This is a genomic window from Arthrobacter sp. UNC362MFTsu5.1 (assembly GCF_000685965.1).
Lineage (GTDB): Bacteria > Actinomycetota > Actinomycetes > Actinomycetales > Micrococcaceae > Arthrobacter.
The window spans coordinates 188,898-210,608 of sequence record NZ_JMLE01000005.1 but is presented as its reverse complement, the minus strand read 5'-3'; the positions used below and the strand labels follow the sequence as shown (position 1 = coordinate 210,608).

The following is a 21,711-nucleotide window of genomic DNA, read 5'->3' as shown; positions in this document are numbered from 1 at the left end:
GGCGCCGGCCGGGTGTAAGCCCCGCCTGCCTGACACAGGCCTTAACGGGACGGCGCGGGCACCCCGCTATATGGTTAGCTTGGTTCTACCCGCACCCCGGGGGAGATCCGCGGCCATAACCTCACCCGGCTGGCTATCCACAAGCATGGAAGGCTGCTGTACAGAAAGTGGAAGAGACATTGAAGATCATCGTTCTGGTCAAGCATGTACCAGACGCGCAATTGGACCGTCACCTCAGCGCCGAGGACAACACCACGGACCGCGCCGATAGCATCCTGTCCGAGCTGGACGAATACGCCCTGGAAGCCGCGCTGCAGCTGGTAGAAGCCCGCGGCGGAGCAAAGGCCGGCAACCAGGTCATCGCTCTGAGCATGGGTCCCGCCGGTGCCGTCAATGCCATCAAGAAGTCCCTCCAGATCGGCGCCACCGAAGGCGTCCACCTCCGCGACGACGCGCTGGCCGGATCCGATGCCGCCGCGACGTCCCTGGCGCTGGCTGCAGCCGTCCGCCACCTGGGATCAGACAGCCCCGTTGACCTGGTCCTGACCGGCATGGCGTCCACCGACGGCGAGACCTCCCTCGTTCCTGCGCAACTGGCCGAACGGCTCGGGCTCCCGCAGGTCACGTTCGCCTCCGAACTGGAAGTGGACGGCGGCCGCGTCATCGCCCGCCGCGACAGTGACACGCACTACGACACCATCGAGGCGCCGCTGCCTGCCGTGGTGTCCGTAACCGACCAGATCAACGAGCCGCGCTTCCCGAACTTCAAGGGAATCATCGCTGCCAAGCGCAAGACCATCACCACGCTCTCGCTCGCGGAGATCGGCGTCGACCCCGCACAGGTGGGCAAAGCCGGTTCCTGGACCGCCGTGCAGACGGCAGCCCCCCGCCCGCCGCGCACCGCCGGCACCATCATCACCGACGAAGGCGACGCCGGCATCAAGCTGGTCGAGTTCCTGGCCGCCCAGAAGCTGCTCTAAGAGGATTCCAGACATGGCAAAAGTACTTGTATTCATTGACAACCCCGGGCAGGCCCTCAAGAAGAGCGGCCTCGAACTGCTGACGATCGCCCGTGCGCTCGGTGACACAGCCGTAGCCGTCAACGGACCGCTGAACGACGACGTCGCCGCCGCCTTGGGTGCCCATGGCGCCGCCGCCATCTTCCGGCCCTCGTCCGACGACCTTGACGCATACCTGGTCGGCCCAAAGGCCGCATTCCTGGCCGGGGTCGTGGCGGCCTCGGGTGCCACGACGGTGCTCCTGGAGAACTCGTTTGACGGCAAGGAGATCGCAGCCCGGCTGGGCATCAAGCTTGGCGCCGGCGTCATCACCGACGTCGTGGGAGTGGACCCGGACGGCACGGCCCACAAGTCGGTGCTGGCTGGCTCCTACACCACCACGGCCAGGGCAACCACGGCCGTGTCCGTGCTGACGGTCAAGCCGAACAGCGTCACGCCGGAACCCGCGGGAGCGGCGGCAAGCCCCGAGGTACTCACCGTCGACGTCCCGGAATCCGCCTCGGCCGGCGCTGCCCGGATCACCGGCCGCACGGACAAGCCGGCCAGCGGCCGTCCGGACCTCACCGAGGCGCGGATCGTGGTGGCAGGCGGACGCGGCGTCGACGGCGATTTTGGTCCCGTTGAGGAACTTGCCGATGCCCTCGGTGCCGCCGTTGGTGCGTCCCGCGCGGCAACCGATGCCGGCTGGATCGGCCACGACGCGCAGGTGGGCCAGACCGGCAAGACGGTGTCCCCGCAGCTGTACATTTCCGCCGGCATTTCCGGCGCCATCCAGCAGAAAGCCGGCATGCAGACCGCCAAGGTCATTGTTGCCGTCAACAAGGACGCCGAATCACCGGTGTTCGAGATCGCCGATTTCGGCATCATCGGCGACCTCTTCCAGGTCCTTCCGCAGGCCACCGAAGAGATCAAGAAGCGCAAAGGCTGATGAATTGAGCATCAACGCTACGGCGCAGAGCCCGTTCAACCCGGAGCACCACCGGGTTGAGCGGGTCCTTTGTTTTACCGCCCACCCGGACGACATCGACTTCGGCGCCGCCGGGACGATCGCTGCCTGGACCGCGGCAGGAGTCGAGGTCAGTTACTGCATCATGACCGACGGCGACGCCGGCGGCTTCGACCCGGCGCAGCGCGACGAGATCGTGGCCATGCGGGCGGAGGAACAACGCCGGGCCGCTGCGCTGGTCGGGGTGACCGACATCCACTATCTCCACGAGCGGGACGGCTACCTGGAACCGACGCACGAGGTGATGAGGGGAGTGGTGAAGCTGATCCGGGAGATCCGGCCCGACGTCGTGCTTTCCATGCATCCCGAACGCAACTGGAACCGTATTCAGAAGAGCCACCCGGACCACCTCGCCGTGGGGGAGGCCGTAACGCGCGCTGTCTATCCGGCCCTGGAAAACCCCTTCGCATACCCGGACCTGGCCGAGGCGGGCCTTGAAGCCTACAAGCTTCCGTGGCTCTGGCTGTTTGCCGGGCCCGAGGAACGGGACAACCACTTTGTGGACGTCACGGCACACGTCGAGGAGAAGCTGGCGGCGATCCATGTCCATGCCAGCCAGCACCCGGACCTGGAGGCCATGGACCGCACAGTCCGAGCGCTCACGCTGGATACCGGCGCGCGGGCCGGTCTGGCCGACGGGCGCAGTGCCGAGGCGTTTCATGTCGTCACAATCAACGGTTCCGGAACCATCGCCGGGTTCTAGGGTTGCCCGGGTGTAACCCGTGTCATATGCTGGCCTCTGTTTAAATCATATTTATTCAGGAAGGCAGACTTTGATGGCGAAGACTGCGCAGCAGCCGGTACTGGTGATCATGGGTGTCTCAGGATCCGGTAAATCAACTGTGGCCGGCCTCTTGGCCGGCAGGCTCGGATGGGACCTGGCGGAAGGCGACGACCTGCACCCGGCGTCGAACGTCGCAAAAATGCAGGCCGGTGAGCCGCTGACCGACGAGGACAGATGGCCGTGGCTGGAATCCATCGCCGAATGGATCCGCGCGCACACGCAGGACGGAACCCCCGGCGTCGTCACCTGTTCCGCGCTGAAGAAGCGCTACCGGGACGCCCTGCGCGGTGAAGGCGTGGTGTTCGTCTTCCTGCAGGGAAGCAAGGAAAAGATCTCCGACCGCCTGGCATCGCGCCACGGGCACTTCATGCCCCCCGCGCTGCTCGAATCGCAGTTTGATGCGCTGGAAGAGCCGACGGCGGACGAAGAGCACATTTCCCTGTGCGTATCGGCCACGCCGTCGGAAGAAGCCCAGGAAATCATCGAGCGGCTCAACCTGGGCGCGGCAGACGCCGCGACCCCATAAACCAGCGTTACGCACTTAGGAACCATATTTTGAATTCTCAAATAGCAATGCAGCTGCCTGCTGCCGTCGAGGGCTGGACCGGCCACGACACGCAGCTTCTGGTGGTCGCTGCAATCGGCATCGCGCTCATTGTGGTGCTGATCGCCAAACTCAAGCTGCACCCCTTCCTGGCGCTCGTCCTCGGTTCCGCATTCGTGGGCCTGGCCTCAGGCGTTGAACTTGCCAAGGTCATCTCCAACTTCGAAGACGGCGTGGGCGGCGTCCTGAAGGAGGTCGGCCTGCTGATCGCCCTTGGCGCGATGCTGGGCAAGCTCCTGGCCGATTCCGGCGGTGCCAACCGGGTGGTGGACACCCTGATGGACAAGGCAAGCGGCAACAAGGTTGTCTGGTCCGTCACCCTGGTGGCAGTCATCATCGGCCTGCCGATGTTCTTCGAAATCGGACTTGTGCTGCTGCTCCCGGTGATCGTCCTGGTCACGCAGCGTTCCAGGATGCCACTGATGCGCATCGCCATTCCCGCGCTGGCCGGGCTCTCGGTGCTGCACGGACTGGTGCCGCCGCACCCCGGACCCCTGATTGCGATCAGCGCGGTCAAGGCAGAGCTCGGCACCACCCTGGCCCTGGGCATCCTCGTTGCCATCCCCACGGTCATCATCTGCGGACCGCTGTTCTCGCGCCTCGCCGCAAAATGGGTTCCGGTGGGTGCGCCCGCCGTGGCCGGAGGCATCGATACCCAGCATGGCGCGGACATGGAAGGCGTCAAGCGCCAGCCCACGTTCCTTGTCACCCTGCTGACCATCATCTTCCCGGTGGTGCTGATGCTGCTCAAAGCCGTGGTGGACATCATCTGGCCGGATCCCAAAACCGCACCGCCGGTCCGGATCTTCTTTGACTTCGTTGGCCAGCCCCTGGTTGCCATGACCCTGGCCGTGCTGCTGGCGATCATCACCTTCGGTTACGCCGTGGGATTCACCGGCAGCCGCATCACGTCCAAGGTCGGCGCCAGCCTGGGCCCCATCGCGGCCATTCTGCTGATCGTGGGTGCCGGCGGCGGCTTCAAGCAGACCCTGATCGGGGCCGGCGTCGGTGACGCCGTGAAGAAGTGGGCCGAAGGAACCAACATGTCGGTCCTGGTGCTGGGCTTCATCGTGGCCGTCGCGCTGCGGCTGGCCACCGGCTCCGCCACGGTAGCGACGGTGACGGCAGCAGGCATCGTGGCTCCGCTGGCCAGCTCACTGACCCCGACCCATGCCGCATTGCTGGCACTGGCCATCGGCGCGGGATCGCTTTTCCTCTCCCACGTCAACGACGCCGGCTTCTGGCTGGTCAAGGAGCTCTTCGGACTGACCGTCGGGCAGACGTTCAAGACGTGGTCCGTGATGGAAACGCTGATCTCCGTGGTGGGCTTCGGCTTCGTGATGCTGCTGTCGCTGATAATTTAGCGGCGCGATTGATCGGCCCCCGGCTCAGGTGAGCCGCGCCGCCGCGCAGGCCCTGCTCCCCTCGACATGAAAGGGAGCAGGGCCTGCGCGGTTCTTGCCATTAAGGGCTTTGTCGTTAAAGTGCCGCGGCCTGCCGGTGCACGCTGGAAGGCGGGCACCAGCAGGCCGGTGAGGACGACGGCGGTGGCCGGCTAAGCGCCGAGAGGGGCCGCGGCGACTGTCGGCAGCGTGGGCGAAGCGGAGCCGCCCACCGGTTCAACGGTGATGCCCAGCGCGGCCGCCGAATGAATGCCCTTCACCACGGCGGGCTTGGACAGTGCTTCTGCGTCCATGAGCCCCTGGGAAACCGGAGCAGAGCCGTCCTTGGGGATCAGCCACATCTGGTAGACCTTGCCGGCCGGAGGAGCAGGCACGCCGTTCATCTTCACCACCACTGCGTCCCGGGACGACGAGATGGAGACCGTGGCCGTTCCTCCGCCACTGACGTCCACGGTGGCCTGCCGGACATCCTGGGCCTGGAGCACCTGGTTCAGCGGATCGTTCTGGTTGGCCACATAGGCGCCCACGCCGACGCCGCCCAACGCGATGACCGCGGCAGCGGCCACCCCGATGAACCAGTTACGGAGCCCCGGCGCGCGGCGTCGTTCTTCACGGCGCTGGCGGGCTGCGCCGAGCTCGTCAGTGCCCGGCGCCTGGCCGGGTTCCTGCGCATGCCCGTGGATTACAGGGGTGGAAACCGGAACGGCGCCGGGTTGGGCCGGAAGCTGGGCCACAATGCGGTCGAACAGTCCTGCGGGCGGTTCCTCCTCCGCAGTGAAGGTGAAGGCCAGCGTTTCGCGCGATTGCCGGACGCGCTCGTCGAAGGCCTCCCGTTCCGGCCTCGGCGCGGCGGAGATATATTCCTCGATGGCAGCGCGCTCGGCGGGGGTCACAGCGTCCAGCGCATACACTTCGGCGAGCTCCACGGCACGGCCGGAAGCCAGGTCCGTGGCGATGTCGTGGGCAAACATCCCGGACGGACGGCTGCTGTTCGGCTGGTTCATGTCGGTCATCTCAACTCACCCCCAGACAGGTCTTCAAGCGGATCAGTCCATCGCGGATGCGGGACTTGATGGTGGGTACGGCGGCATTGAGTTTCTCCGCGACTTCGCGATACGTTAGCCCGCCGTAGTAGGCCAGCCGGACGGATTGCTGCTGTGTCTCGGTGAGGGTATCCAGACATCTGACAACGGCTTCGGCTTCCAGCCTGCTGCCGACCTCATCGGACACGGAGTCGTGGTCGATGTCCTGGCTGCTCGCGCCATATTTGGCTTCCCTGTCAGTGGACGACTGGGAGGAGCGGACCTTGTCCACGGCGCGCCGGTGCGAGATCGTCATCAGCCATGCCAACGGACTGCCCGCCTCCGGGTTGAATTTCGCCGCGTTCTGCCAGACCTGCAGGAAGACTTCCTGCGTGGTGTCCTCGCTGAGCTCGGGATCAATCAGGACGCGGCGTGCCATGCCGAAGACGCGCCGGGAAGTCAGTTCATAGAATTCCGCGAACGCCCCCTGGTCACCGTTGGCGATCAGTGCCAGCAGATCACCGAGCCGCCGGTTCACTTCGGCGGGAGTGCCCGGGGAAGCAGTGGCTTCGGGGTTTGGGGCGTTGGGAGTTTCCATTACCCCCAAGCATAAGTCGGTTTCGGGCGAACGCTTGGCACCGGGAGCGCTCGGAACGTCGCTGTGGGCGGTGCGACTGTTCCGGGCCGGGGACCTGCGGACCTGCACTGTAGTCACCTGCCGCTCCTCGATCCTGTTGGGGGCCCGGGTTGGCCTTCACAGGTTATTCGGAGTGCAGTGGTGGATGGATGGGCCGGGGAACTCCACTAGTTGCAGGCCTGCCGGGCAAACGCAGCGGCAGTGCCCGGGGCGCCGGGCTAGAGCTTGGCGCCGGCGAAGCCGTTCTGGCGCCAGGCTTCAAATACCGCAATCGACGCCGCGTTGGCGAGGTTCAGGGACCGCAGGGAGGGAAGCATCGGCAGCCGCACCCGGGACGTCACATGCGGGTCATGCTTGACATCCTCCGGCAGCCCCACGGATTCCTGACCGAAGAGGAGCACGTCACCGGGCAGGTAGCTGATGTCCGTGTAGGAGGTTTCGCCGTCGGACGTGAACGCGTAGACGCGCTCGGGCTGCAAAGCCTCCCACGCCGCGTCGAGGCTCTTATGCACCGTCACGACGGCGAGGTCGTGGTAATCCAGGCCTGCCCGGCGGAGCTTGGCGTCGGAAAAATCGAAGCCCAGGGGCTCCACCAAATGCAGCTCGGCGCCGGTGATAGCGGCCAACCGGATGGCATTGCCGGTGTTGCCGGGAATTTCGGGGGAGTGGAAGAGGATGCGAAACACCGTCCCATCCTAGCGACCGCCCGGGCAGCCCGCTGCCTGCGGGCCGGCCGTCAGTGCATTCCGCGGAGCAGCCTGGCGAGGGCGGGGACGTTGACGGTGTTCGGGGCGGGCCCGGAGCTCAGGAACTCCTTGAGTCCCCGGACCAGTCCGGCCCCGTTGACCACCTGTACCGCTTCATGCCCGCGGGGTGACCGCCGGTGGTGGTCGATCACAGGTTCATGGAGGTTGCCGTCGGGACTGTGGATGACGGTCCATCCCGTCACGTTGAGCTCCGGGAAGATGTCCTGCATGCGCCGGACGATGTGCGCCAGTTGAGGCGGAGCGATGGCCCGGCCGCCGTGCGTCAGCGTGCTTCCGTTCCAGGCATACGCACCCTTGGGCAACAGCATGGATCCGATCAGCGCGAGCCGGTAGCCGGAGAGCACGGCATGGTCGATGTGGCTGTTGTCCGCCGGTGACTGCAGCCCGTTGATCAGCCGCGCAGCGGGAATCGCCGGGAGGATCTGCCTGCTGATCAGCTGAACGGTCCGCATTTCGCGCTGGATGCGGGCTTCCGCGCCGAAGATGCCACGTTTCCGCGGCATGCCATGGACCTGCCGGGCGGCAAGCTCCGCCGGGATCAGCGGAACGCTGCCTGACTCCGGGTCCTCGAACGGCGGGACGTACACCGGAGGGTCGCCTGCCGTGTTGCGCGGCGTGTTGGGCCGGTGCACGGTTGCGGAGGCCCGGCTCCCGGCTGCGGGGGCGTCGAAATGGGCGCCGTCCGTCGTCGTCGCGCCCGTTCCATGTGCGTACGAGCGGTCGTAGGCGGCGCGCCGCTTCGGATCAATCAGCGTCTCGTAGGCAAGCGTCACCTGCCGGAAAACGGCGGCATCGCCGCCGTGGTCGGGATGCGCCCGCCTGGCGGCCTTGCGGTAAGCCACCTTGATCTCTTTGTCCGTCGCCGTCACGGGAAGGCGAAGGACCTGGTAATGGGAGCTGCTGCCCTGGGTCAAGCACTGATCCTTATCTTGTCGGTTCCAGTCCACTCAGGCAGTCCGGTCCGCCCAGTTTAACCGTGTACAGGCTCAACGTCCGCGCCCGAGGCTCTGGTTCCCGGCCGCTGGCATAATTCAGCGCATGATCATCGCCGTTGCCATTAACCCGCGCGCTTCGTTCGGCGGTGCCCGGCACACGGGCGACGCCGTGGTGGCTTTCTTTCGCGCCGCCGGGGCACGTGTCATCGTGCTGAGGAAGGCCAGCTATGACCGGCTCGCCGCTGCGGTGGGTGAGGCGCTGGACTCGGGCTGTGACGCGCTGGTTGTGGTAGGCGGCGACGGCATGGTCCATCTGGGAATTAACGCCCTCGCGGGACTCGGCGTGCCCTACGGAACGGTGCCGCTGGGTATCGTTCCCAGCGGCACGGGCAACGACATGGCCCGCGCCCTGGGCCTCCCCTTGAACGCGCAACGGCCGCCTGTGAACGGATCCTGGCGGCACTGCACGATGGCGGGCGCCTGATTGACGCTGGGCGCGTCACGGGGAATGGTGCAACCAGCTGGTTTGCCGGAGTGGTTTCCGCCGGCTTCGACGCCGCCGTGAACGAACGCGCCAATGCCTGGCGTTGGCCCCGCGGCAGGAGCAGGTACAACCTGGCAATGCTCCGTGAACTCGCCACATTCAAAGCCGTGGACTACACAGTGACAGCCGACGGTGAAACCTGGCGGCAGGGGGCCATGCTCATTTCGGTGGCGAACGGCCAGTCCATCGGGGGCGGCATGAAGGTGACCCCCGACGCCGTGCTCGACGACGGGTTCCTCGATCTGTTCATCGTGAAGCCGCTGTCCCGGGTGCGCTTCCTGGCAGTCTTCCCGAAAGTCTTTTCCGGCCGCCATACCGGCCACCGGGCAGTGCACATCAGGCAAGTGCGCCGGGTTGAGCTGTCCGCCGCGAACGTTGTTGCGTACGCCGACGGCGAGCGGCTTGGCCCGTTGCCACTGACCATCGAGGTGGTGCCCGGGGCCGTCCGGGTACTTGCCGTGCCGTAACGGTGTACCGGCCGGAGCGTCTAAACTCTTGCGGAGGACCGGCCGGAACAGCGCCGCCGGCAGAGCGGATATGGGGGCCGTGTGCAAACGATGGGCAGGGGGCACGCGGCGGACCGCTCGTCCACGCTGACCGGCGTGATCCGGCGGCTTGCGCGGCCGCTGACTTTGGCAGTGCTGCTGGCCGGCGCGGGCGGCTGCAGTGTGGGCGTCCCGGATCCAGAGGCCCCGAGCGTTGCCAAGACCACGCCCGCGCCGGCAACGCCCACCATTACGCCGGGCCACGATGCGGCGGCGGTGGCCGCGAAGGACCTTCCGTTTACTGCCGGTGACTCACTGGCCCCAGGTGTCAGCGTCGGCCTTTCGGACGGGCTCCGTGAGGCGCCGGGCTGGAAACCGGTCAGGGAGAACGCGGCAGGGGAGAACCGCTACGTCAAAGCCGACGGATGCGTTGTGTCGGCCCGGGTCCGCGTGAATCAGGGCGCACTGGCTGTTACCGGCGACGACAAGGCCTCCACCGTTGAACTGTTTCGGTACCTGGATCCCACCCTGGTTCCCGGTTACCTGAAGACCGACACCCTGCGCTGGGGCGGTGAACCGGGCAAACCCGGGCCAGCGGTTGAGGTGCTGGCTTACGACGGCGTATCGGCGCCAGGCGGAAAGTCGGCAGCGGTGCTGGCCAGGCTGTTCAGCAAAGCCGCCTCGTCCGTTTACATTTCACTCGTGTGCCCGGACTCCGCTGCGCTCGCAGCGGCCCGGGCGGACGTGGCGGAACGCCTGGTGGTCGTTCCGCCAACGGACTGAGCCGTTCCCGCTAGGCCTTGCGGGAACCCCGGGGCGATAGCCGGTTGAGGGCCAGGGCGGCCACGAGCAGGCCGAAGTCGCGGAGGGCGACGTCGAAGAAGCTGCCCAGGAGCAGCAGATTGATGATGATGCCCAGCAGCCACACGGCCACCAGCATGGATCCGAAGCGTGGCCGGAGCGCCACCGCGATACCGGCAACAATCTCCACCACACCAACGATGTACATGATGGTCTGGGCCGGCAGCGGAACCACTGATGTGGCCACGGGGGCCAGATACACGGTCCAGTCGGCGAGCAGGTTGGTGAACTTGTCGAGGCCGAAAATAATCGGGGCGACCGTGAAGACCGTGCGAAGCAGCAGGAAGGCCTGCCGGCCCGGTTCGGCGGCCAGGCTGCGGCCGGGCGTGGTCAGCACCGAGGATGATTTCATGGCTTGCTCCTTCTAAAAGTAGGTAACATAATTTTAGAAAGAGATTCTGAATTAAGCAATGAATCTTGTTTTTAGAGTTAGGGTGTTCCATGCGCAGACTTCCCTGGGCCCGCCGGATCGCGGCCGTGGCATCACTTGGTGATGAGAACCGCAGGAAACTCTTCGGATTCGTATCGTCCTCCGCCGGCCCGGTGGGACGTGACGAAGCGGCCGCCGCCCTGGAGATCCCGCGAAGTACAGCATCGTTCCAGCTGGACAGGCTGGTGCAGGACGGTGTGCTCACCGTCGAGTTCCGAAAGCTCGGCGGGAAGGCCGGCCCGGGCTCGGGCCGGCCGGCGAAGCTGTACCGGCCCGCCCAGCCGGAGCTGGGCGCTTCCGTACCGGACCGCAACTATGACCTGGCCGGTGAACTCATGGCGGCGGCGATTGAACGGTCCAGTGCCGCCGGCGAGCCTGTCCGCGACGCGCTGCTGGCCACGTCCTACGCGAAGGGCCTGGAGATGGCGGAGGGGAGCCACAGCCTCGAGGACTTCCTCTCGGCGGAGGGCTACCTGCCGGATCCGGACGGTGCGGGCGGCTTCGCGCTGCGCAACTGTCCGTTCCACCGGCTCGCGGACGGCCACGCCGACGTGGTCTGCGCCATGAACGGCGCATTCCTCACCGGCGCGGCCGCCGGCTGCGGAGTTGCCGAGGACCGCATCGTGGGGAACAAAGCGGCCGGCCAGTGCTGCGCCAGGGTTACGCCGCCCTGATTTCCGCGGGTTTCCGAGGCCGGCCTGCCAGCAGCACACCGGCAATGACAAGCATGCCCCCGAAGATCTGGGGCAGGCTGACCGGAATGCCCATCATCACCGTGATGGCCGCCGTGAACACAACAATCAGGTTCAGGTAATTGCCGGCGGTGGCGGGTGCTGTTGTTTTGAGTGCGAGGTTCCAGCACAGGTACGCCCCCAGCGACGGGAACGCGGCGATGTATGCGATCGACCAACCTTCGGCTGCGGTAGCGGGGAAACCTGCGCCCGCGGCGAGTGCCACCGGACCCAGCAGGACTGTGGCCATCACCACCTGGACGGCTGTGGCCGCGATGGCCGGCAGGCCCAGCCGGCGGGAAATAATGGTGTAGAAGCCCCACACGACGATCGCCCCGATCATCAGCAGTTCACCGAAATTGAAGGTAATGCTGAACACGCGGAGCAGTTCGCCCCGGGTCAGGACCAGGAGCACCCCGGTGAGACCCAGGGCGATGCCCAGCCAGCCGAAGAGGCCGGGCTTTTCACCGAGCATGAAAATGGCCATCACCACGATGAGCGCCGGATTGGCAGCCGTGATCAGCGAAGCGTTGAGAGCGGACGTGTGCTGGAGGGCGGTGTAGAGCAGCAGGGTGTAGCAGCCCATCCCGAGAACGCTCAGGAGCAGCAGTACCCGCCAGCGGCCAAGGACTGCACGCCAGTCGGGGCGTTCCACAAAGTGGGCCAGCGCCACAAGCGGAAGGGCGGCCAGCGCCCATCTCCAGAACGTGAGTTCCAGGGGCGTCATGGTGTCCACGGCTGCCTGCCCCACCGCAAGGTTGCCGGACCAGAAGAGGGTGGCCAGCACCAGGTAAATCGAGGCTTTCACCGCTCGAATCTACACCGGTGCCGGGGCGGGCCGGGTTGCCGCGGCTAGAATTGGCTTGTGTCCGTCTACCTCGATCATGCCGCCACCACGCCCATCGCCGCCGAGGCCCTGGCGGCGCTCACCCGCGAACTGGCCAGGACCGGCAACCCGTCGTCACTGCACGGTTCCGGCCGCCGGGCCCGCCGTTCGGTGGAAGACGCCCGGGAGGCAATAGCCGCAGCTGCCGGGGCCCACCCGTCGGAAGTCATCTTCACCTCCGGCGGCACGGAGGCTGACAACCTGGCTGTCAAGGGCCTGTACTGGGCCCGCCGCGCCGAGAAACCGGAGCGCACGCGGATCCTGTGCTCCGCCGTCGAACATCATGCCGTCCTGGACACAGTGGAGTGGCTGGAGCGGCACGAGGGCGCCGAGGTCACGTGGCTGCCGGTGGATTCCGACGGCGTGGTGGACCTGGCGGCGCTGGGGTCGGCGCTCTCGCGGAACCCGGAGACCATCGCCCTCGTCTCGGTGATGTGGGCAAACAACGAGGTCGGCACCATCCAGCCGGTGCGTGAGGTGGTTGCGGCGGCCCATGCTGTTGGCGTTCCGGTTCATTCGGACGCAGTCCAGGCCTTTGGGTCATTGCCGGTGGACTTCCGGGCCAGCGGGCTGGATGCCATGTCCATCTCCGGCCACAAGATCGGCGGCCCGGTGGGGGTCGGTGCCCTGCTGCTGGGCCGTGCCGTCAAGCTGACGCCGGTGATGCACGGCGGAGGGCAGGAACGCGACGTGCGGTCCGGGACCCTGGACACGGCGTCGATCGCCGCCTTCGCCGCGGCTGCCGAAGCCGTGACCAAAGACCTCCCCGGCGAAGCGGCCCGGATCGCCGCGCTGCGGGACAACCTGATCGCCGGCGTGCGGGCTGCCGTCCCCGATGCCGTCCTCCGTGGAGCGCCGGGCGATGGACGCCTGCCCGGCAACGCGCACTTCACCTTTCCGGGCTGCGAGGGTGACTCCCTGCTCTTCCTGCTGGACCTTGCCGGCGTGGAATCGTCCACGGGTTCGGCCTGCACCGCCGGCGTGCCACGGCCCTCGCACGTCCTGCTGGCCATGGGTCTCGATGAGGACACCGCGCGTGGAGCACAGCGTTTTTCCCTGGGGCACGCGTCCACGGAGTCCGACGTCGACGCCCTCCTGGCAGCACTGCCGGGCGCCTACGAGCGGGCCCGCCAGGCGGGTATGGCCGGGCACGAATCGACCATCCAGACCGCTGCCACGGTGGCCCGTCAGTCGTCTGCCAGGAGCTGATCCAGGGGCACGCCGGGATCGGCCAGGCGGCCCGGCCCGATGGCCGCCCGGCTGGAGATCAGTGCCTTGATGGCTTTCTGCGTGCGGGGAACGTTGACGTTCATTCCTGCCACCACGCGGCCCTCATGCTGCCAGAACGCGATGAATTCCCTGCTCTCCAGGGACCCGCGGATCACCGGTTCGGCGGCCGCGGCCAGCGTGGGGAAGCCCGAATACTCCATGCTGAGCCCGTACTGGTCGGTGTAAAAGTACGGAATGGTGTCCAGTGCCGCATCCTGGCCGAGCATCGATTTGGCCGCGATTTTTCCGCCATTGAGTGCGTTGTGCCAATGCTCGCTGCGGTGGTGCTGCCCCGTGAACGGGTGCAGGGCGTTGGCCACGTCCCCCGCGGCGAAGATGTCCGGGGCGCTTGTCCGCAGGGAGGCGTCTGTCAGTATCCCGTTGCTGAGGACCAGTCCGGCCTGCTCCGCGAGCCGGGTGTCCGGGGCCACACCCACGGCAATCACCACGATGTCGGCGGGCAGCACCTCGCCCGAGCCGGTGACCACAGCGGTGACGCGGCCGGCGTCGCCCCGGAGTTCGGAGGCGGTCGCGCGCAGGCGGAACCGGACACCGTGTGCTTCGTGAACGGAGCGGAAGAACGCGCCCAGTTCAGGTCCGATGGCGGCGGCCAGCGGGATGTCCTCGAGTCCGAGCAGCGTCACGTGGTTGCCATAGCCGACGGCAGCAGCCGCCAGTTCCATCCCGATCCAGCCCGAGCCCACCATCACCACGTTCTGTCCGCCCGGCGATAACTGTTCCCGGAGGCGGCGGCTGTCGTCCAGGGTCCGGAACATGGTGACGCCGTCGAGCCCGCTCCCCGGCAGGGGAATGCGCCGGGGGAGTGCGCCCGTAGCCAGCAGGAGTGCATCGTAGTCGAGGGACTCGCCGTTGCTGAGTTGTACTGTGTGCGTGCCCGGGTCGACGGCGGCGACGGTCACGCCCAGGCGGAGGTCGACGTCGTTCTCTGTGTACCAGGTCTCGGGAGCGACGTGGACTGCGTCCTCGCCGGCTTTGCCCAGCAGGTACTCCTTGGACAGCGGGGGACGAAGGTACGGGTGGTGGCGTTCGGTACCAATGAGGCTGATCCTGCCGGCGAACCCCTCGCTGCGCAGGGTGCGGGCGGCGGTGGCCCCGGCCAGGCCTGCGCCGGCCACGACGATGCTTTCGATGGGGTGCCCGACGATGCGTTCGACAGACCGTTCGACAGACATGGTGCCGCTCGATTCCTGCGAAGGCCGGTCTTGTCGGCCGGCCGCTTCTAAAAATACTAATCCTGACAATAGAAGCCGCGGCTCAGTCCGTCAAGGGCCCGCGCAGGCGATTTCGGGTCCCCCTTGGGTGAGGCAGTAGAATGGTGGGGCATGCAGTGTATCCGGCCGCGTCCAGTACGCCGGCCCGGTACGGGCTGCACCGCACCACCACACCCTCCCCTAGAGAAAGCCAGCATGCGAGTTCTTGCAGCCATGAGCGGCGGAGTCGATTCCGCCGTTGCCGCCGCCCGCGCCGTCGAGGCGGGACACGACGTCGTCGGTGTCCACCTGGCGCTGTCCAGGATGCCCGGAACGCTCCGTACCGGAAGCCGCGGGTGCTGCACGATCGAAGACTCCCGCGACGCCTGGCGTGCCTGCGACGTGCTGGGCATTCCCTACTACGTCTGGGACTTTTCCGAGCGGTTCAAGGAAGACGTGGTCCAGGACTTCATCGACGAATATGCTGCCGGACGCACCCCGAACCCCTGCATGCGCTGCAATGAACGCATCAAGTTTGCGGCGCTGCTGGAAAAGGCCATCGCACTGGGCTTCGACGCCGTCTGCACCGGCCACTATGCCAAGGTGATCACCGACGCCGACGGAAACCCGGAACTCCACCGCGCCGCCGACTGGGCCAAGGACCAGAGCTACGTGCTCGGCGTCCTCACCCACGAACAGCTCAAGCACTCCATGTTCCCGCTGGCGGACACCCCCTCGAAGGCCGAAGTGCGCGCCGAGGCCGAGCGCCGCGGGCTGTCGGTGGCCAACAAGCCGGACAGCCACGACATCTGCTTCATTCCGGACGGCGACACCGCCGGGTGGCTTGCCGAAAAGATCGACATGACCACGGGCGAAATCGTGGATGAAACCGGGTCCAAGGTGGGAGAACACCCCGGCGCCAACGCGTTCACCGTGGGCCAGCGCCGTGGCCTCAAGCTCGGCACCCCGGCCGCCGACGGCAAGCCCCGCTTCGTCCTGGAGATCCGGCCCAAGGAAAACAAGGTAGTGGTGGGCCCCGAAGCGCTCCTGGCCATCGACGAGATCCGCGGCATCAAAGTATCGTGGGCCGGCCTGCCGATTGCGGAAATCGCCACCGGCGAAGAGTTCGACTGCCACGCCCAGGTCAGGGCACACGGCGATCCTGTTCCCGCAACGGCGCATACGGAACTGCTGACGGACGACGACGGCGCCGAGCGGACGAATCTTGTGGTCACCCTTGCCACCCCGCTGCGCGGAGTGGCCCCCGGACAGACCGTGGTGCTCTACCAGGGAAGCCGGGTCCTGGGACAGGCCACCATTGACGCCGCGCGCTCGCTGCAGCGCGCGGAACTCCACTAGGGGTCCCGCCGCGGCTGGCCGTAGTCAATTACGCCTGCGACCGCAATAATTGAGGCCTGGGGAACCAGGCTTGAAGCAGGCCGCCACCTCATCCGGTGCGGCTGCTCAGTTGAGGAAAGCAGGCCCGCAATGGTCTCTGCAGCGCTTGGAATAGGGCATGGCCTCGAGATGGTGGCGCTGACCGCCCTTGCCGAGGGCCCCTTCACCCGCAAGTCAGGAAAGCCCCTCACCACCAGCATCCGGGTACCGGTGGAGAGGGTGGTCAACGGCCCGGCCGGCGCACGTCTGGCCCTGCGGGTGCGGGCTCCCGGGGCTGACGGTCCCCGGCCCATTTCCCTGTCCGTGGACCGCAACGAATGGTGCATCGACGACCAGGACGCACCCGCCGGGCTGGAAGAGCTGCTGACCGACAGCCGGTTCCTCGCACAGCATGTCTATGCGGTGGCGACCGCAACCCTACAGGCATTTGAAGTCACCCTGGGGCGCCGGATGGGCTGGGCCTCGGGCCACCGGCTGCTCATCAGTGTGTATGACAAGATCCCCTACGCCTCCACCGGCTACGACCGCGAACGCGGCCTGATCCGTTTCGGGCACCGGACCGACGACCGTTCCACGCATTCTGTCCCGTTGGCGCTCTATCACGACCTGGTCGCCCATGAGGTGACGCACGCGATCCTGGACGGTTACCGGCGCCAGTGGACAGACAGCGATGCCTTGCTGGACGGCTACGCGCTGCACGAATGCATTGCCGACCTGGTGGCCATGCTGAGCGTGTTTTCCTCGCCTGAGCGGGTGGAACAACAGCTGTCAGTGGCTGTTCCGGGCCCGGACGGGAAGTCCGGAACCGTGCCCGCCCGGAACATGGAGAAGGAAGTCCTGGCCTCCGGGCTGTTCGGGCTGGCCGACGGGCTGTTCTCGCGGGGCGCGGCCAGGCGGCCGCTCGACGTGGACGTGCCCTTCGAGTGGCGGCTGGATCCCGAACCCCACCGGCGCGGCGAGATTGCCGTGAAGGGGGTGCTGGACGCCGTCGTACGGCTGTGGCTGCAGCGGCTGGACCGGCCGGGCGGCCGGTCCAGCCGCTACCAGGTGGCCGAAGCCGGGGCGCATCTTGGACATCAGATGCTGGGCATGGTGCTGCGGGGGCTCGCCTACATGCCGCCGGTGGACCCGGGCTGGGAGGACCTGCTGCGGGGAATCCTCGCAGCAGATGCCGTACTGGTGCCGACGGACATGATGGGGTACCGGCAGGCCGTGCGCGACGCCTTCTGGGACATTGACCTTTCCACGGAGCCCGATGAACTGCTGGACGGACTCAAGCACCTTCGCGATCTGCGCTACCCGGTCCGGTTGTCTGCCCTGGCCGCCGATCCTGAGGAGGTCAACCGCTTCATGTGGGAGAACCCGCGGCTGATCGAGGCTGCCGGCATCGACCAGGACACGAGTATCGTCGTGAACCGCGTACGTCCCAGTACCCGGGTGGGGCCGGACGGTTTCGTTGTTTCCGAAATCGGCGCCTCCTTCGTCCAGTCCGTGACGATGTCAAAAAGCGAGGCCAGGAACAAGCTCGGTCTCCGCGTGGACAGCGACTACTACACCGTCCGTGGCGGAGGCCTGTTGCGGTTTGATGAGGGCGGCAGGCTGTGTTTCGCGGCGCTCAAGCCGGTCATGGACGCGGAATGGCAGCAGGCCAAACTAGAAACCATCAAAAGGGAAGCCGGGACAAAAATGCCCGTGGCCACCTTCCACCCGGAGGAAGAGCGCCAGGAGTGAGCCGCGGTCAGCTTCCCCAGGGGGCCTTCCGTGCCGGCGTCGAGCCTTCCAGCTGCGCCACCTGGTCGAAGCCGCCGGCCCTGAGGCCTTTGCTGACCAGTTTGAGGATGTCCGCCCGGCCCAGGGCGCCGTCGCCGGTGACCGCCTTGATGAAGTTGTACGTGAAGGCTCCGTTGTAGCGGCCGTCCAGGAAGGCGTCGGCAGCGGTCTGGTCAGCCCGGCAGGCGGCCAAAAGCACGGGCTTGACTCCCGGGCCGGCTTTCACCAGGTCACGCAGTGCCCTGGTGTCGTTGAACTCCGTGGCAGCAACGCCGCGGGGAGTCGGTGCCGGCAGGAAGCGGGGCCGGCGCCCGGGCAGCAGATCCAAAGATTTCAGGCCCGTGCCGCTGTGGCAGGTATCCAGCACCACGTCCATCAGCACGCCGTCCGGCAAGCGGGCAAAGAGGGTGAACAGTTCGTCATCCGAAATGACGGTGGCAGGATCCCACGAGTCGCCGGTGTTGTTGATGTCGTAGCAGGCGAAGGCTTCATCCAGCCGGTCCGCTTCGTCGTTGCTTGTGTCCGGAATCTGCGTTCCGTGGCTGGAGAAGGTGAAGACGATGTGCTGGAGTTCGCCCGCGGCGGCGCGGTCCATCATCGCATCCAGCTGCGCCATCACCCGCTCTTTCGTGGCCCGGGAATCCAGCAGCAGCGAGATGTCCGACTCGGCGAAACCGTATCCGGTCTGCAGCAGTGCCGCGAGGTCGCGGGCGTCATTGACGCAACCCTGCAGCCAGCTGGATTTCGGCAGGTGTTCAAATTCGTTGATCCCCACACAGAGGGCGGCTTTGCCCATGGTCAGTTCCCTTCAGCCGGGTAGGGCAACTCTATTCCCGGGAAGGAGACTCTTCAATGGCGATTCCCTAAGGCACTCACTCGTCGTTCTGTCGGAGGCTGATACGGCCGGAACGCTGAAGAAAACGATAGTTTTGACCCAATCAGGTAAATTTTGTGTCTCAACTCACAGGTTGTAACGATTCACCGCTCTCGGGTCTGATTGAATCGTGTGATCAGGACAACGTCCCGCCCACCGAGTCCAACTGATCCAGTTGCGTGGCGGCACGCGTGTACTCATCGAACAGAAAGTCCACAGATGGCAATGAACAAAAAGGCCCTGCACAGCGCTATCGCGCTCGCGGGTGTTTCCGCGTTTGCACTGACAGCCTGCACAGGTCCGTCCGGCGGCGGCGGAACTTCCACCGGCGGTGCCGGAGGCGGAACCATTACCTACGGCACCACCGACAAGGTCGTTACCCTCGATCCTGCGGGGTCCTATGATGCCGGTTCCTTCATGGTGATGAACCAGATCTACCCGTTCCTCCTGAACGCCAAGCCGGGCACCGCCGACGCTACGCCTGACATCGCGGAGTCCGCGGAATTCACCAGCCCCACGGAATACACCGTGAAGCTCAAGTCGGACCTCAAATTTGCCAACGGTCACGCACTCACATCCTCGGACGTGAAGTTCTCCATCGACCGCGTGGTCAAGATCGCGGATCCGAACGGTCCCGCCTCGCTGCTGGGCAACCTTGAGTCTGTCGCCGCCAAGGATGACACCACGGTGGTCTTCACCCTCAAGGCCGGCAACGACCAGGTCTTCCCCGGCGTTCTTGCAGCCAACTCCGGACCGATCATCGACGAAGAGGTCTTCCCGGCGGACAAGCTGATGACCGACGACGAAATCGTCAAGGGCAAACCGTTCGCCGGCCCCTATACGATCGACAGCTACAAGAAGAACGAGCTCGTCAGCCTGAAGGTCAACCCGGATTACAAGGGCCTGCTCGGCAAGCCCGCAAATGACGGCGCCACCATCAAGTACTACGCCGACTCAAACAACCTCAAGCTGGACGTCCAGCAGGGGAACATTGACGTCGCCGGCCGCAGCCTGACGGCAACCGACGCCGCCGACCTGGAGAAGGACTCCAAGGTGAAGGTCCACAAGGGCCCCGGCGGTGAGCTGCGCTACATCGTGTTCAACTTCGACACCATGCCGTTCGGTGCCAAGGCTGCCGACGCCGACCCCGCCAAGGCACTCGCCGTCCGCCAGGCCATGGCCAACGTCGTTGACCGCGACGCCATCGCAACCCAGGTCTACAAGGGCACCTACCTGCCGGCGTACTCCGTGGTGCCCGACGGATTCGTTGGCGCGATCCAGCCCCTCAAGGAGATGTACGGCGACGGGAACGGCAAGCCCAGCCTGGACAAGGCCAAGAAAGCCTTCGCCGATGCAGGAGTCACCGCACCGGTGAACATCAAGCTGCAGTACAACCCGGACCACTACGGCAAGTCCTCCGGCGACGAATACGCCATGATCAAGGAACAGCTCGAAAAGTCCGGACTGTTCAAGGTTGACCTGCAGTCCACCGAGTGGGTCACCTACTCCAAGGACCGCACTGCTGACGCCTACCCGGTGTACCAGCTCGGTTGGTTCCCCGACTACTCGGACGCGGACAACTACCTGACCCCGTTCTTCGTTCCGGGTAACTTCCTCAAGAACCACTACGAAAATGCATCCGTCACCGAGCTGATCAAGTCCCAGCTCACCACCGTTGACAAGGCAGAGCGCGAAAAGGTGCTGGGCGAAGCCCAGACGGCCGTGGCCAAGGATCTTTCCACGCTGCCGCTGCTGCAGGGCGCCCAGCTTATGGTCGCCGGAAAGGATGTCAAGGGTGTCGAAAAGACCCTGGACGCATCCTTCAAGACCCGGCTTGGCGTAATTTCCAAGTAGGTCCAGTTCTCCATCCGGTCCAGGCCAGCCGAAAAGGCGGGGCGCCACGGCGTCCCGCCTTTCGTGCTGAGCCAGGGCAACAGATTCCGGGGCCCACGAAGCCGCCGGAAGCACACATTTAGGTACCAATGACAACACTGATTGAGGCGCCGCCAACCGACGCCGACGGCCTGCTGCCGTCAAAGAAGAAGTCGTCCGGCGGGGGACTGGGCCAATACATCCTGATCAGGTTCCTGCTGATCTTTCCTACAATTTTCATCCTCGTGACGCTGGTATTCTTCCTGATGCGCATCACCGGCGATCCCATCACGGCGGCCATGGGCGGCAGGCTGCCGCCAGAGCAGCTGGCAGAGCGGATCACCGCGGCAGGCTATGACCGTCCGATCCTCGTGCAGTACTTCGAGTACCTGGGACAACTGGCCACAGGCAACTTCGGCACCACCCTCTCGGACAACCGCCAGGTCACGGAAATGCTGGCCACCTACGGCTCAGCCACTCTGGAACTGACCATCAACGCGCTGCTCGTGGCCCGGCTGGTCGGCATTCCGCTGGGCATGGTCGCCGCCTACCGGAGGGACCACGCACCCGACGCCGTCCTGCGCGTTTTCGCCATCGTCTGCTACGGCACACCCGTGTTCTTCGCCGGCATGCTCCTGAAACTCACGTTCGCCGTATGGCTCGGATGGCTCCCCGTGGCCGGCCGCGCCAAGACCTCCAGCGAACTGGAGCTCACCTCGCTGCAGTCGCCCACCGGCATCTACTGGCTGGATGCCATCCGCAGCGGCAACATGGCAGCCCTGGGCGACGTCATGGCGCACGCGGTCCTGCCGGCCGTCGCCCTGGGCCTGCTGACTGCAGGCATCTTCCTGCGGCTGGTCCGCACCAACGTCATCGGAACCCTGGGCCGGGACTACGTGGAGGCCGGGCGCTCCCGCGGCGTCAGCGAATTCCGGCTGGTCACCAAGCACGCCTACAAGCCCGCACTGATCCCCATCATCACGGTGATGGGCCTGCAAATTGCCGTGATGCTCGGCGGTGCCGTACTGACGGAAACCACCTTTGAATGGAAAGGCCTTGGCTTCCAGCTGGCCACCTATCTCACGGCCCGCGACTTCGTGGCGGTCCAGGGCATTGTGGTCCTTCTCGCTGTCATCGTGGCCGTGACCAACTTCATCGTGGACATTGTTGCTGCGCTGATCGACCCCCGCGTGAGGTACTGAT

22 protein-coding genes are annotated in these 21,711 nt (G+C 66.0%); 14 read left to right on the top strand and 8 right to left on the bottom strand.

All coding sequences use genetic code 11. From position 1 onward, the window contains the following. Positions 1-179: 179 nt before the first annotated feature. From BS38_RS0107390 to BS38_RS0107370, 5 genes are all read left to right on the top strand, one after another. Positions 180-980 carry an electron transfer flavoprotein subunit beta/FixA family protein gene (locus BS38_RS0107390; protein ID WP_028270219.1) on the top strand — a complete coding sequence of 267 codons (801 nt, stop codon included), beginning with the start codon at positions 180-182 and terminating at the stop codon, positions 978-980. A gap of 13 nt (positions 981-993) precedes the next feature. Next, on the top strand, positions 994-1,947 hold the full coding sequence (locus tag BS38_RS0107385; protein WP_028270218.1) for an electron transfer flavoprotein subunit alpha/FixB family protein: 954 nt from the start codon (positions 994-996) through the stop codon (positions 1,945-1,947). Positions 1,948-1,951: 4 nt separating this feature from the next. Next, a complete protein-coding gene (locus BS38_RS0107380; protein WP_028270217.1) occupies positions 1,952-2,728 on the top strand; it encodes a PIG-L deacetylase family protein in 777 nt (258 codons plus the stop codon). A 73-nt stretch (positions 2,729-2,801) separates the two neighbouring features. Then, positions 2,802-3,335: a gluconokinase gene (locus BS38_RS0107375; protein ID WP_028270216.1), complete on the top strand. Its 534-nt coding sequence runs from the start codon at positions 2,802-2,804 to the stop codon at positions 3,333-3,335. A gap of 47 nt (positions 3,336-3,382) precedes the next feature. Beyond that, positions 3,383-4,777 (top strand): GntT/GntP/DsdX family permease, encoded by a 1,395-nt coding sequence (locus tag BS38_RS0107370; protein ID WP_028270215.1) that lies wholly within the window; start codon positions 3,383-3,385, stop codon positions 4,775-4,777. A gap of 191 nt (positions 4,778-4,968) precedes the next feature. Here the strand turns inward: BS38_RS0107370 and BS38_RS0107365 are convergent, their stop codons facing one another. The 4 genes from BS38_RS0107365 to BS38_RS0107350 all read right to left on the bottom strand — a co-directional run bounded on the left by BS38_RS0107365 (position 4,969) and on the right by BS38_RS0107350 (position 8,156). Beyond that, on the bottom strand, positions 4,969-5,829 hold the full coding sequence (locus BS38_RS0107365) for an anti-sigma factor (RefSeq protein WP_028270214.1): 861 nt from the start codon (positions 5,827-5,829) through the stop codon (positions 4,969-4,971). 1 nt (position 5,830) lies between these two features. Beyond that, a complete protein-coding gene (locus BS38_RS0107360) occupies positions 5,831-6,436 on the bottom strand; it encodes a sigma-70 family RNA polymerase sigma factor (protein WP_028270213.1) in 606 nt (201 codons plus the stop codon). Between the two features lie 257 nt (positions 6,437-6,693). Then, positions 6,694-7,161, bottom strand: a complete 468-nt coding sequence (locus BS38_RS0107355) for a tRNA (cytidine(34)-2'-O)-methyltransferase (protein ID WP_028270212.1) — start codon at positions 7,159-7,161, stop codon at positions 6,694-6,696. 50 nt (positions 7,162-7,211) lie between these two features. After that, a complete protein-coding gene (locus tag BS38_RS0107350; protein ID WP_028270211.1) occupies positions 7,212-8,156 on the bottom strand; it encodes a J domain-containing protein in 945 nt (314 codons plus the stop codon). Positions 8,157-8,280: 124 nt separating this feature from the next. On the opposite strand from BS38_RS0107350, the gene BS38_RS27590 reads away from it, so the two are divergent. The 3 genes from BS38_RS27590 (at position 8,281) to BS38_RS0107340 (ending at position 9,989) form a co-directional block, all read left to right on the top strand. Next, entirely contained in the window at positions 8,281-8,661 is a 381-nt protein-coding gene (locus BS38_RS27590) for a diacylglycerol/lipid kinase family protein (protein WP_231511113.1), read from the top strand. A 50-nt stretch (positions 8,662-8,711) separates the two neighbouring features. Next, positions 8,712-9,188: a hypothetical protein gene (locus BS38_RS27585; protein ID WP_231511112.1), complete on the top strand. Its 477-nt coding sequence runs from the start codon at positions 8,712-8,714 to the stop codon at positions 9,186-9,188. Positions 9,189-9,278: 90 nt separating this feature from the next. Further along, positions 9,279-9,989 carry a hypothetical protein gene (locus BS38_RS0107340; protein WP_051628776.1) on the top strand — a complete coding sequence of 237 codons (711 nt, stop codon included), beginning with the start codon at positions 9,279-9,281 and terminating at the stop codon, positions 9,987-9,989. A gap of 10 nt (positions 9,990-9,999) precedes the next feature. Here the strand turns inward: BS38_RS0107340 and BS38_RS0107335 are convergent, their stop codons facing one another. After that, positions 10,000-10,419: a DoxX family membrane protein gene (locus BS38_RS0107335; protein WP_028270209.1), complete on the bottom strand. Its 420-nt coding sequence runs from the start codon at positions 10,417-10,419 to the stop codon at positions 10,000-10,002. A gap of 89 nt (positions 10,420-10,508) precedes the next feature. On the opposite strand from BS38_RS0107335, the gene BS38_RS0107330 reads away from it, so the two are divergent. Then, positions 10,509-11,171: a helix-turn-helix transcriptional regulator gene (locus tag BS38_RS0107330; RefSeq protein WP_028270208.1), complete on the top strand. Its 663-nt coding sequence runs from the start codon at positions 10,509-10,511 to the stop codon at positions 11,169-11,171. Here BS38_RS0107330 and BS38_RS0107325 read toward each other — a convergent pair. After that, complete coding sequence (locus BS38_RS0107325; protein WP_043437962.1) at positions 11,158-12,036, bottom strand: DMT family transporter; 879 nt, start codon at positions 12,034-12,036, stop codon at positions 11,158-11,160. The two genes, BS38_RS0107330 and BS38_RS0107325, sit on opposite strands and share 14 nt — an antisense overlap. A gap of 57 nt (positions 12,037-12,093) precedes the next feature. Here BS38_RS0107325 and BS38_RS0107320 point away from each other — a divergent pair, with 57 nt between their 5' ends. Beyond that, positions 12,094-13,323 carry a cysteine desulfurase family protein gene (locus BS38_RS0107320; RefSeq protein ID WP_028270206.1) on the top strand — a complete coding sequence of 410 codons (1,230 nt, stop codon included), beginning with the start codon at positions 12,094-12,096 and terminating at the stop codon, positions 13,321-13,323. Here the strand turns inward: BS38_RS0107320 and BS38_RS0107315 are convergent. Further along, entirely contained in the window at positions 13,302-14,576 is a 1,275-nt protein-coding gene (locus BS38_RS0107315; RefSeq protein ID WP_043437960.1) for an NAD(P)/FAD-dependent oxidoreductase, read from the bottom strand. The two genes, BS38_RS0107320 and BS38_RS0107315, sit on opposite strands and share 22 nt — an antisense overlap. Positions 14,577-14,810: 234 nt before the next feature. Here BS38_RS0107315 and mnmA point away from each other — a divergent pair, with 234 nt between their 5' ends. Next, complete coding sequence (gene mnmA, locus BS38_RS0107310) at positions 14,811-15,953, top strand: tRNA 2-thiouridine(34) synthase MnmA (RefSeq protein WP_028270204.1); 1,143 nt, start codon at positions 14,811-14,813, stop codon at positions 15,951-15,953. A gap of 129 nt (positions 15,954-16,082) precedes the next feature. Next, positions 16,083-17,723, top strand: coding sequence for a hypothetical protein (locus BS38_RS0107305; protein ID WP_156037078.1), 1,641 nt, complete (start codon positions 16,083-16,085; stop codon positions 17,721-17,723). 7 nt (positions 17,724-17,730) lie between these two features. Here the strand turns inward: BS38_RS0107305 and BS38_RS0107300 are convergent, their stop codons facing one another. Then, positions 17,731-18,558: a caspase family protein gene (locus BS38_RS0107300; protein ID WP_028270202.1), complete on the bottom strand. Its 828-nt coding sequence runs from the start codon at positions 18,556-18,558 to the stop codon at positions 17,731-17,733. A gap of 297 nt (positions 18,559-18,855) precedes the next feature. Here BS38_RS0107300 and BS38_RS0107295 point away from each other — a divergent pair, with 297 nt between their 5' ends. Continuing rightward, complete coding sequence (locus BS38_RS0107295) at positions 18,856-20,490, top strand: ABC transporter substrate-binding protein (protein WP_028270201.1); 1,635 nt, start codon at positions 18,856-18,858, stop codon at positions 20,488-20,490. A 128-nt stretch (positions 20,491-20,618) separates the two neighbouring features. Beyond that, complete coding sequence (locus tag BS38_RS0107290; protein WP_028270200.1) at positions 20,619-21,710, top strand: ABC transporter permease; 1,092 nt, start codon at positions 20,619-20,621, stop codon at positions 21,708-21,710. The last annotated feature ends 1 nt before the right edge of the window (position 21,711 follow it).